This window comes from Pleionea sp. WD8-19 (assembly GCF_055326765.1).
The window spans coordinates 97,134-108,953 of the sequence record NZ_JBUZOU010000012.1 but is presented as its reverse complement, the minus strand read 5'-3'; the positions used below and the strand labels follow the sequence as shown (position 1 = coordinate 108,953).

Sequence of the window (11,820 nt, the reverse complement as noted above, 5' to 3'; positions counted from 1 at the left end):
GGATAATGGATAAAAAATATTTTGCGTGTATGAAGGACAATGAACTGTGTTATCTGTTGAGTGGTATTCATGACATACAGGATGATGCAGTTGAATTGACCTATGACGAGTGGCGAGCGGCTTTGGTTTTTGGTGCCAATGCGATTGTTGAGGGGCAGTTGGCCTATGTTGAGGAATCCTTTGACGATGATTTTCTGGCGGAAAGTAATCGTGCTTGGCGAGACCGAGAGCTGAGTGATACGGACCGGTTTATGCTGGCGGATTATCCTATATCGGAGGAACAAAAATCTGAGTTAAAAGTTTATCGACAAGCGTTAAGGGATTATCCCGATGTGACAAATGCTCCGGGCCAATGGATACGGCCTGAGCGACCTGGGTTTATGGAAAAGGAGTAGAGTATGGCAGCACCAATTGTGGTATCGACAGTTGTCGGTGGATTGATTGATTTTTTTAAATCGAAATCGGAACGAAAGGCACGAATCAAAGAAGCGGAAACAGAAGCCGCGATCAAACGTATTGAAGCGGGGATGGATAACGCGGGTTGGAAGGACGAGTTTATTCTGCTCTTGATTGGTTTTCCTTACATCATGGCATTTATCCCATCGGACCCGGTACAGTTGGCGGCTAAGCAGGGCTTTGCGATGTTGGAAACCTTTCCTGACTGGTGGAAATATTCGTTTCTGACCATTGTCGGTACGGTGTATGGGAGTAAGAAGCTTCGGAATTTTAATTGGGGTAGTTTGTTGAAGAAGGGGAGGAGTTGAATTAAAGAAGGAAAATATTATGCGTATAAAACTTAATTTTCTTTGATTTAAATGTTATTTTTACTGAAATATACGATAACCGGAGGGGCTAAAGTGATAATCGGAAATAAAGATCTATATGAAGAAGCGAAAAAGTCGTTAGAGCGAATCCAGTCATTCGATGTTAGTGAATTACCACGCGAGTCTGAGCTTGGAAGTCGATTAAATTTTAATGACGCGGTAGAGCCAGCAAAAGCTTTGATTGATTTGTATAAAAGATTATCGGTAGTAGCTTTAAAGGATTTTCCGGATCAAGCCCTCGTGCAAATTCGTGATTCATCAAACAATAGTTTTAAGATGATCAATGATGTATTAGTGTTTGATCCTGAGCAACAAGATCCTGTTTCAGTCAGAAATAGCCTTATAAATAATTTAAAGAATTCATACCAACAAGCTTTCAATATTTTGTATCAGCTAATAGCTTACTCCTTACATCGTTCAGCTGACTTTCAACGATTAGATTCGGATGCTAGAGCTACGTTACAAACGATTGAAGATAAAGCATCAACGATATCTCATAAATTAATAAAGCATGAGCAAGATGCAAAGTTAGTATTAGATGAAATTAGAAGTGTCGCAGCAGAAGAAGGTGTCACGAAACAGGCTGTTCACTTCAGTGCAGAGTTCGAGCACCATACAAATGAGGCTAATATTTGGCAAACTCGCGCCGTCAGGTTAGCAATCACTTTAGCTGTATTTGCTGTAATTAGTCTGTTTATCCATAAAATACCACTTTTAAAGCCCGAAAATACGTACGATGCAATTCAATTATCGATTAGCAAATTTTTAGTATTTTTTGTAATTGCTTATATGCTATTTTTATCTGCGAAAAATTTTATGAATCATAAACACAATGCGATAGTAAATAAACATCGTCAAAATGCTTTGATGACGCATTCTGCGCTAATTGAAGCTTCCGGAAATGAAGGTGTTAGAGATGCTGTATTATTGCAAGCTGCTAACTGTATTTTTTCCCCTCAAACAACTGGATATACTGCAAACACTGATAAAGATTTGTCTAACCAAAAGTCAATGATTGAAATACTGACAAAACCAACAATGCATGCGGTAAAAGATGCAAGTAAATAGTTATTTATTCATAGTAATCTGATATAGATAACTTAGTTTAATTATTAAGCACAAGGTCATATCATATATTGGAAAAATATCGTTTGTCTTTGGCCATAAAGATGATATGGCCTCGTAATATTTAATATCTTTAAACTCAATATAGCTGTGAAAGTAAGAGTTATATTCACTAATAGAAAGGTGTAAATATGCCAGACCTCGCTTCAATTGGTATGGTACTCTCAAGTGTAAAAACAGCGACTGATCTCGCTAAACTTATCAAAAATAGCGAACTGTCACTTTCGGAAGCAGAGACCAAACTAAAAATTGCAGATTTAATAAGTGCTTTAGCTGACGTTAAATTTGAATTAGCTGTAGTTCAGGAGCAGCTCATCGAAAAGGACTTAAAAATTGCAGGGCTGGAGAAAATAATTTCCGAGAAGAGTGCACTGACATTCGATGGGGAGTTGTATTGGTTGGACAATGATGATGTACCATTTTGTCCAGTTTGTTTTGAGAAGGATGGAAAGCACTATCACTTAACATTCTACAAGGCGGGCGACTATACAACCGAGCATCATCATTGTCGTATATGTACAAATAATTACTATAAATAAATAGTATAGGCCACAATACAAAAGTTACCATATGACTATCAAGCGAGTTTAAAATTGGCTTAGGCGGTAAAATGGAAGCAAATACTTTACAAACATCCAATGAAGTACTGCAAAAGAAGGGTTATATTTTACTTTCTCAAATACTTACGAAGTATGATTTAGAGCTTCTAAAAAACCCAATTAACGAGTATTGGTGTCCAATAATTGCTTTTCAAAATGAGGAAGATAAGTACATAATTGAATCGCTTATTTCATTTGCTGCGATGATGCGAATAAATGATGATTTATCTAATTATTCTAGTGAGCACAAAAAAAACAATCCTGATGGGGTTGGTACATTAACTGAAGGAAAAAATGTTAGTATTTTATCTTTACGTCAAGCGTGCAATAAAATAATTCATGCCGAGTCCATAGAGATAAAGCTCGATTATCAAAAGGAGCATCCCATCTATCCTAAATTCAATGAAGATTTAATAAATAAGGAAGAATGGCAACAATTTAAAAATCCTATCATTTTATTGTCGGGAACTTATAATGGGCGTGCATGGTCTGCACAAATAAACCTGTTAGATTATGTTGCTTGTCATCAGTGGGCGGGTACATAAAGCCTCGACAATACCTCGAGGGTCAATAGAATAATATGAAATTGAGTAATGACTTTAGTGGAGCGCTTCGAACCTTTGCTTTTTTCATGGCAAGTGGTACGCACTACATGTTAAAAGATGTTGATTATTTAGTTCTTTACGGATCTGAACCCAGTGCAATTGAAATGGTTTTTGCAATATTTGCAAATGTTATCGAATTAGATGACGATGGTAATGTTTTAAATTTTGACTATGCTCAGAAAAGGGCAACCGACTACCTGAAGTCCTATTGTGACTCTTCTTTTCAAGTAACTCCCCCCTATGAAGACTGGGAGATTACGTTATTTGGACCTCCAGAGTCTCAAAACTAACTATGGATTTATGTAAGGTAGTTGAGCCACTTTCAGTAACCGGTATTGAATAGTTGTATAAATGAAAAATAAGTTTAAAGTAGTTGAGACGTTTGAAATTACAGGGCGTGGTGCAGTTGTTGTAATTGATGAAATTACTGCAAGAGTCCCAGGCAAAGCTTACGTCGCAAAAGTTACTGGCTCGAATGGAGAGCTACTTGAAACAGTCGCGTATAAAGACTGGTTATTAAGGCGAAATCCAAAACCGGTAGAGAAAGAATCATATTCGTTGAAAGGACTACATAAAACTCAAATTTCTAATGACGCGATACTAATTTTTGAAGAAGATTAAGTGTCATTCAGTCCGGTCTATTTGGATAAAAATTCGATGGGAGATTTGGGGGACTTTGTAGTAGTTTTATGTCGGAATATATCATTTTGGACGTATATTTCGACTAAATATGAGTTGTTAAAGCGTTTTAACTAATTGAAAATAAAGGAAAATATTTGAAAATTAAAGTTTTGAAATTTGCTTTGATCCTTCGGGACGAAGGGGCCGGAGGTTCAAATCCTCTCACACCGACCACTTTTCCCCTTTGAAAACAATGATTTAATGCTGTTTTCTGTGTGTTTTGTTCTTCCCAACCGTTATTTGGCAACTTCAACCTAGCGTTTTAAATTGAAATCTAAATCTATCGATTTTGTTTATCAAGTGCGGAAGCTTATCTCAATACGGTTAATTTGATATTTGTATTAAAAATACCGCTCCTATTGGGCTGGAGAAATGGTTCAAATTAGGTGATTTAGATATTTTGTTGTTAGAGATGGAATGTTATTCGAGTATTTAAAATACGTTTTTTATTCGCTAAATTAAATGAGTATAATGCTGGGCTACGAACTCGCTGCTTCAATGGAACGCTGAACAGTGAGGAAAATAATAAGACAGATAATAAATTCGATTAAGGGGTCTAAATGCTTTGTATTAAAATTCTCATAGTTCGGTTTGTGCACATACTGGTGGCCTCTTGTTTTTTAGCCCTCCTTTCAGCTTGCGGTGGTGGCTCAAGTTCTTCGAGCCAAACGACTCCTGAAGCGAATTTAAATATTGCTAAGCAAACCATTAGTATGGAAACAATGGTTGATAGCCTTGATGTGCCGGTTACTCGAGTTAGAGTCAATGTTTCACAAACGATAAGAGCGGAGATTGAGTCGGGTAAAAGCGTTTATTTCATCTTAAGTCAAACGAATGAGCAAATTGCTTTTTTACGGGCCGAGATCAATGACTCGTTTGGTGAACTGGTTATCCGAGGACGCCAGGGGGTATACCTAGCAGTCGGCTCTTATCAATCGAACATCACTGTTCAAGGATGTTACGATCAAAACTGCACTCAAGAGTTTGGCCGTGATACTTTGGAGTTGAATTATCATGTCAGGGAGTATGCGACTCTTTCGACTTCCGCCGTTTCACTATACCGTGAAAACAATACGACTGAAAACTCCGTGGATGTTGAAATTGACTTTAAACTGCTTAATATCGCTCATACCCAGTGGGAGTACACAGTTGAGTACCAAAAAGAGCCCAGCGACTGGTTAAACATAACCAAAAGTACGGAGGGTTCAAAGGGAATTTTATCATTAACCGTAAATGAGTCTGAGTGTAGAGTTCATGAAGCAGACATCAGTATCTTTTATCAAAACGCTTCAGGGCTTTATGGGTATCTTCGTTTAAATGTTAAGTTTTATGCGGATTCGGAAGTCAAAATTAGTGAAGCACTACCTAAAATTCAATTTGTCGATAAGCCAATTCAATTTACGATTACAGGATGTGGTTTTACATCTCTTGAAGAAAACTCAGTGAGATTAAAAGATTTAAACGTTACGTCTGCGACTGTTCGAAATAGCTACGAAATGGAAATCTTTGCTGAGCCTAAAAGTAGCGCTCAAGATATTGCTATACAATTCGAATCCGACAATGAAACCCAGTCGACTGTATCGGTTTCAGTGATTCCACAATCCTATTATGACTATCAATATATACTTTTAAATGATAATTCCGTAAGAATAGATACTCGACATGTATATGATGATCGAACAAAAACTTTGTACTTTAATTCGATAAATGGTTGGCAATCGTATCGTTATCGAGGTTCAACTTGGACTCAAAACGGGATATTTCCATACTCTGATGCGAATGATATAGAAATCGCTAACGACAGCATGAGTTTATTTGTTATTTACCCTGGTGAAGTAAAAAAAGTTGATGCTTTGACCTACGTTGAACAACAATCTAATACGCTAGAGTATAACTATCCCCATTCGATCTTGTCTGCACGTCAAATTAGTACGGGGGAGGTTATACTCGGAAGGGATACTTCGGCCTCATTTCGAAACATGAATATTTTTGATCCCATTATGGGTGTTTTTGCAGACGTTCGAATAGCGCAAGGGTTTGATCCAACACCGATCACTAGTGGGGATAGAAGTGTTGCAATAATTGGTACCGGACATTATCCGGCACTATATCAGTACAGCGCAGTAGAGGGTGCTCTTATTGAAGTCGATAGAGGTGAGTACGACATTATTCGAAGTCGGCTTAGCCAAAATGGCCAACGTCGAATAATCGTTGAGTCTGCCATTAACATTACGGATGAAAATTTCAATGTTTTAGGTAGCCTTCCAAACCCTGCCCAAGACTTAAATGCCTCATATGTTGATGCAGAAATTTCAAGAGATGGTAATACTATTTATGCGCTGTATGTTTTTTATGATTATACCAACGAAATTTCTTACATAAGAGAATACGATATAAGTGACATCGACTCGAGTGGGCAGCCAACGCTTATTTCTACTAAGATGCTGGCAAATTCTGTTGGTCTTTACAGTCAAATTCAGTTAAGTGGTGATGAAAATACACTGTTTATATATGGCAATGAATTGGTCATACAACCACTGAATTAATCCTTCTTTTGTAAGCCAGCGTGAAAGAGCTTTCGCGCTGGCTCTTATTTTTCCTTATGCTATTAACGCTTTCATCTATTACGATTTCAGAGTAGGCCATTTCGCTCCTTTTTGAATTATCCAGTTGAATTTTAGTTTACTTATTTCTTATTCGAAAAATTTTGGACTTATTCTACGATCACATTTTATATCCAGCCGCGTATTTTCCTCAGAAAGTCCGGTTGGGCGGTAAAACACGTTGAGAGATAAAGTCGAAATGCAGGTTAGCTTCGATGTGGGTGTAAAGTTTGCCGGATAGTCAAGAGAAGATAAGACGCATGCTTGAGTTAATATTTTTTGAGAGTATTACAAGGCGCTAGATATTTAAGAGTGACTGTATTATTTTATTGCACAGTGAACTCTAGAAAATGAAGAAAAACGCGCATAAGTGAGTCGTTATCGAAGTTCATGGAATTTATTGGGGAATATTAATATGAGTAAGTGGAAGTTACCTGACACGACAGAGGTTTGCTTAGGAGCGGATGATCTAGAGCAGGTGTATCGTTCAGCTATTATCGATGCGCGCTCTACAATGCAAGATGATGACACTGGAATACTACCTGACGATGAACAGGTAATGCGCTTTCGAAAAAAAGAGTTCCACGAAGCGAGAGAAAAGCGTACCCAAGAAAAAAAGCTAGAGCTGGTATGGAAAGACTGTGACATCCAACCTGAAAACTACAAACCTTGCAAATCAACGGATGACTTTAAGAGTGCAGTTGCTAGGGCTGAAACCTATTTTGTGGGGTCACACTTTGTGGAATGTGATTTTTCTAAGTTTCCAGATGTCGGAAAGTTTAATTTTTCTGATTGCGTTTTTGAAAGGTGCAAGTTTACCAAAGCGACATTTTCAAACAGTATATTTAAAGGGGGCGTATTTAAGAACTGTACTGGTCTAAATCGAATGTATGCCATAAGTGCTGACTTTAGTTATACAAAGTATGTAGGTGAAGTCAGTTTTCCCGATAAACGCGAACTTGGTTCTTTTTATTCCAGTATAGAGTTCGCCGATTTTTCATATTCTGATTTATCGAATGTTAAGTTTATTCAATTCGATTCTAACTACATTAAAGGAATGAGATTTCCTCACAATTTAGAGTCTGATATTTGGTCAAAGATTCGGTCTAAATATAATGCATTTTCGCTAGGCGTGAATTTTTTACTACTTTTGATCTTTGTTATCCCATTTATTGTCAAGCTTGTTTCTTATGCTGCGATTGGAGGGTTTCAAGCCAGGTGGCTCGAGCTAATTGACTGGACAAGAATTCAATTAAGTGAAGACGGCTTTACAAAAGTTACTAAAATACTTGAAACAGAAAATATTCATCTTACACCCTGTGGTGCAGCTGTTTGCGAAACGTCAAACGCTTTTGTTATGGCACTCACTTCGTCTACAGGACCATGGGCTTTTCAATGGGCGGGCGTTCTTGCTTTTATTGCTTTTATATCAAGATACTTTTTAACAAGTCGAGTAGCCGAGTTAAAAGAAAATGAAAATAGGACGAGTGTCACACCTTCTTTTTACTCTTACAATAAGCTTTTATTGTTCGATAAAGTATTAACCATTTTACAATATCCATTAATGGCATTCTTTGCTTACGCGGTGTACGGATTAATTACTGCTGATGTTGAAACGGCTAAAGTTTTGGTCGGATAATAAATATAAGTACGTTCAATGTATTATTTGGGCTATGCGACTCTGTCGGTAATTTCAAGAGCATTAACTTTAACTATAGGAGCTTTACTATGATGGAGCCTGTAATAAGAGTAAATGACAATGGCGCGAATCCTGTTGAGGGCGAAGTAGAATATGATTTTGCCAAAATGAGCTGGAATCTTGGAATGATCGTTGCGGCAATAATATTTGCACCCATGGTTGCTAGCTTAGATTCTGTACTTTTGTTTTTAATTCTGACGTATACAACATTGTTGATTGGTCATAGTGTTGGTATGCATCGTATGATGATTCACAGAACATTTGTCGCTCATCCTTACTTGGAAAAATTTCTTATCTGGGTGGGGGTTATAGTTGGGATGTCTGGTCCGAGTGGAGTGATAAAAATTCATGATATGCGCGATTGGGCACAACGCCAGAGCGTATGTCATGATTTCTTTTCGCATAAACAAGGGTATTTTCGAGATCTTTGGTGGCAGCTTTGCTGTCGATTTAAGTTTAAAACTCCCCCAGTTATCAACATAGAACCCAAGTATAGCGAAGATAAATTTTATCAATGGCTTGATAATACATGGCGATTACATCAGCTAGTTCTTGCTTTGATTTTGTACTGCATTGGTGGTTGGCCCTATGTGGTTTGGGGAGTGTTTGTTAGAGTCGCTGTAAGTATCGTCGGTCATTGGAGTATTACTTACTTTTGTCATAATCCGGGCCCGGGTAAATGGCATGTGAGAGGTGCGTCTGTTCAAGCTTCAAACTCACCTGGATTAGGAGTTCTAACCTACGGTGAATGTTGGCATAACAATCATCATGCATTTCCTGAATCAGCTCGTATAGGGCTTGAGCCAGGGCAATCCGATCGGGGTTGGCGTGTTATTCAGTTTTTAGGTTTATTAGGGATGGTTAAAAATATTGGGCAGCCTAGGCCAGTAGAACATCGAGAGGATATCATTCAGTATCATAAACAGAAATCGAAAATTTGAGCTAAGATAACAATAGTTTTATAGCACTTCCATTTTTTGTACTGATTTTTATTTTGAGTAAAACACACTAAAGGTCCAACCGCCCATTGCGCCTGCAGCCAGCTGCATTAGAAAACCAAAGTCAGACCGAGCTCCTGCAATTAATGTAATGTGAAAAATTGGAAACATAAGCAAATGAATAGCTACCATAGCAAGTATACCGGCCAGCGAAAAAGCTAATGTTTTCGGTATTCTAACATGCGATCGTAGCCAACTCGTCAATGAAAATCCGATTGCGCATCCCAGAGTGATGATTGGTAAGTAGCCGGGTGCTAAGCCCAATAAGTCGGAGGCTGTAGAGTTTAAGCGTGTGTTCCAGGTGATGTTTATTCCCAGCTGACCCAGTTCGTGAAGTACAAATTGAGTATGTGCAAAACTGGCAAAAACAAAAGTGGTGATGCTGGCTACCACAAGTGCGAAAATTATTCTTATTTTTGACATTTTCATAGTGAAGTGAATGGGTTTTTAATGAGTGTAACCAGTATCGGATGAGATAAAAAGTCTCCTGGCTTGTTGTTGTGAAAGAACTGAATTACTCTTGTGTAAATTATAATCGAGGAGACTGAATAATGCACAGAATTCAATTGGGTATGGCTTGGCTGTTGAGTCTCTTGCTTGTCAGTATTTTATCGTCTGGCAATCTTTATGCGAAGAATGAAAGTCAGATTAAAAGCTTTAATTATCAAGGTAAAATGATTCATTTCCGGTTGGATATTCTGCAGGAAGGGCTTGAACATCCGTGGGCTTTGGCATTTCTACCCGATGGTTCTCTTCTAATCACTGAGCGCACAGGTGACTTGCACTGGTTTCAAAACGGTAAGCTATCAGAGCCTATTAAAAATATGCCTGAAGTGTTTGTGATGAGCCAAGGTGGTTTATTGGATATCGCACTGCATCCCGAGTTTGAAAAAAACCAAACGCTATTCCTCAGTTATGCGCATGGTGATCGATCGGCGAATACGACGCGAGTGATATCTGCTCAACTCAAGGGTGAGCAACTCACCCATATCAAAGTGATATTTGATATGGAGCCTTATAAGGACACGCCTGTTCATTATGGCAGTCGGCTGGCTGTACTGCCCGACGAGACTTTACTCATAACCACAGGTGATGGCTTTGATTACCGCGAACAAGCACAGAAACTGGATAATTTACTGGGTAAAGTCGCACGGGTGCATTTTGACGGTAGTATTCCTGCGGATAATCCTTTTATCAATGATCAAAAGGCAATGAAAAGTATTTGGACCTATGGTCACCGAAACTCTCAAGGCTTAGTTTATGATCCTGTTCGTAAACAAGTCATTTTGCACGAGCACGGCCCGAAAGGTGGCGATGAGATTAATATTTTACAACCTGGAAAGAACTATGGTTGGCCCGTTGCTACTTTTGGGAAGGATTATTCCGGTGCAACCATTTCTCCATTTACGGAGTATAAAGGTATGGAGTCTCCATTATTACATTGGACGCCTTCGATAGCGCCTTCCGGTTTTGCGGTTTATTATGGTCAACAGTTTCCAGAGATGAATGGCGATTTTTTAATCGGAGCCTTAGCTGCAAGAGAATTACGTTGGGTTCAAATAAATGGCAATAAGGTGACAGGTCAGCAAAGCTTATTGAAGTTTCTTGGCGAACGGATTCGTGATGTTCGTGTCAGTGCTGATGGTGGAATTTTTGTGTTAACCGACAGTAATAATGGAAAACTATTGAAATTGTCACGTATAAAGTAAGGGTCTCGATAGCCTTTAAGTATTAACGTTATCCATGGCCATTTTTTAAGCATGAACTCATTGCACGCAACGGAAGCTAAAAAGCGATATCAACTCTTTGTCATAAAAAATTAACAATTAAACACAACTGTTCTAATTTGGTCAGTCCAGATTCATTTTTAATCACTCCTAACCATGTGCAATGTCCCGTTACCTTATTTTTAATAGATATGTGAAATATTACCAATACTTAATTATGGCGTTTTTTTTGGTTCAACGTACTGCTTTTTTGTTTAGCCGTTTGAAAAGTAAACAAAGTGATAGATTAAAAATAGATCAGCAACTTTTGAGGTTTATATGAATAGGTAAGTGATTGATTTTACGCATATAAATCTAACTGTCAGAATAATGATAGTGCACTGTCGGAATTGTTTTATATAAATCGATGTAAAAACATACGGATTACTTTCAATTATTAGACATTGGTTATCAAAAATCGGACAACGTTCGAATGACTTATTAATACAAGAAATTTTACATTTATAAACACAAAATTGTATTTAACCGAAAGGAGTCAAAAAACAGCTATTAGAGGGTTTGACCTAATATCTCTTTCTGTGTAACCTTGCCGCCGATTTTAAGCTACTCATAAAATGAATTTGACGTTTGATAAAAATTAAACGATGAAACATTTTTTGTAGCTTCTTTCCAATAGGTTTAAGAGTCACATTCTTAATTAAAATGGAGAAAAACAGTGAGAGAACTTACGGTTAGTGAGCTTGACTTAATAGCGGGCGGAAATGCTTCGTCAAAAAATAGTGATGATGTATACAGCCCAAGTGGTGATGTTACTGTAAAACCAGAAGATGGTCCGGATGGAGATAACACCGTTGCACCTGGAAAAGACGATTTAAAAAGATGGTTACAGTGCTTTATTGAAGGCTAACACTAAATAGACAACATAGTTGTTACATTTTGATTAGTGGTAATCGGTAGGG

At 37.9% G+C, this 11,820-nt stretch carries 13 protein-coding genes; 12 read left to right on the top strand and 1 reads right to left on the bottom strand.

Annotated features, from left to right (window positions below):
• The first annotated feature begins 5 nt into the window (after positions 1–5).
• The 10 genes from ACTUJY_RS14485 (at position 6) to ACTUJY_RS14440 (ending at position 9,077) form a co-directional block, all read left to right on the top strand.
• A complete protein-coding gene (locus tag ACTUJY_RS14485) occupies positions 6–395 on the top strand; it encodes a tail fiber assembly protein (protein ID WP_463616824.1) in 390 nt (129 codons plus the stop codon).
• Positions 396–398: 3 nt separating this feature from the next.
• Entirely contained in the window at positions 399–764 is a 366-nt protein-coding gene (locus ACTUJY_RS14480) for a hypothetical protein (protein WP_463616823.1), read from the top strand.
• 51 nt (positions 765–815) lie between these two features.
• Positions 816–1,892 (top strand): hypothetical protein, encoded by a 1,077-nt coding sequence (locus tag ACTUJY_RS14475; protein ID WP_463616822.1) that lies wholly within the window; start codon positions 816–818, stop codon positions 1,890–1,892.
• Between the two features lie 188 nt (positions 1,893–2,080).
• Positions 2,081–2,488 (top strand): FYVE zinc finger domain-containing protein, encoded by a 408-nt coding sequence (locus tag ACTUJY_RS14470; RefSeq protein WP_463616821.1) that lies wholly within the window; start codon positions 2,081–2,083, stop codon positions 2,486–2,488.
• 71 nt (positions 2,489–2,559) lie between these two features.
• The gene (locus tag ACTUJY_RS14465) at positions 2,560–3,093 is read left to right on the top strand and encodes a hypothetical protein (RefSeq protein WP_463616820.1); all 534 of its coding nucleotides are present in this window, start codon (positions 2,560–2,562) and stop codon (positions 3,091–3,093) included.
• 35 nt (positions 3,094–3,128) lie between these two features.
• A complete protein-coding gene (locus ACTUJY_RS14460) occupies positions 3,129–3,443 on the top strand; it encodes a DUF7677 family protein (protein ID WP_463616819.1) in 315 nt (104 codons plus the stop codon).
• Between the two features lie 61 nt (positions 3,444–3,504).
• Entirely contained in the window at positions 3,505–3,774 is a 270-nt protein-coding gene (locus tag ACTUJY_RS14455) for a hypothetical protein (RefSeq protein ID WP_463616818.1), read from the top strand.
• A 620-nt stretch (positions 3,775–4,394) separates the two neighbouring features.
• Positions 4,395–6,380: a hypothetical protein gene (locus tag ACTUJY_RS14450; RefSeq protein ID WP_463616817.1), complete on the top strand. Its 1,986-nt coding sequence runs from the start codon at positions 4,395–4,397 to the stop codon at positions 6,378–6,380.
• A gap of 472 nt (positions 6,381–6,852) precedes the next feature.
• Entirely contained in the window at positions 6,853–8,076 is a 1,224-nt protein-coding gene (locus tag ACTUJY_RS14445) for a pentapeptide repeat-containing protein (RefSeq protein ID WP_463616816.1), read from the top strand.
• Between the two features lie 89 nt (positions 8,077–8,165).
• Positions 8,166–9,077 carry an acyl-CoA desaturase gene (locus ACTUJY_RS14440; protein WP_463616815.1) on the top strand — a complete coding sequence of 304 codons (912 nt, stop codon included), beginning with the start codon at positions 8,166–8,168 and terminating at the stop codon, positions 9,075–9,077.
• 48 nt (positions 9,078–9,125) lie between these two features.
• Here the strand turns inward: ACTUJY_RS14440 and ACTUJY_RS14435 are convergent, their stop codons facing one another.
• The gene (locus tag ACTUJY_RS14435; protein ID WP_463616814.1) at positions 9,126–9,557 is read right to left on the bottom strand and encodes a hypothetical protein; all 432 of its coding nucleotides are present in this window, start codon (positions 9,555–9,557) and stop codon (positions 9,126–9,128) included.
• Positions 9,558–9,685: 128 nt separating this feature from the next.
• Between ACTUJY_RS14435 and ACTUJY_RS14430 the strand changes: the two genes are divergently transcribed.
• Both ACTUJY_RS14430 and ACTUJY_RS14425 read left to right on the top strand, forming a co-directional pair.
• Positions 9,686–10,843 (top strand): PQQ-dependent sugar dehydrogenase, encoded by a 1,158-nt coding sequence (locus tag ACTUJY_RS14430; protein ID WP_463616813.1) that lies wholly within the window; start codon positions 9,686–9,688, stop codon positions 10,841–10,843.
• A gap of 733 nt (positions 10,844–11,576) precedes the next feature.
• A complete protein-coding gene (locus ACTUJY_RS14425; protein WP_463616812.1) occupies positions 11,577–11,768 on the top strand; it encodes a hypothetical protein in 192 nt (63 codons plus the stop codon).
• The last annotated feature ends 52 nt before the right edge of the window (positions 11,769–11,820 follow it).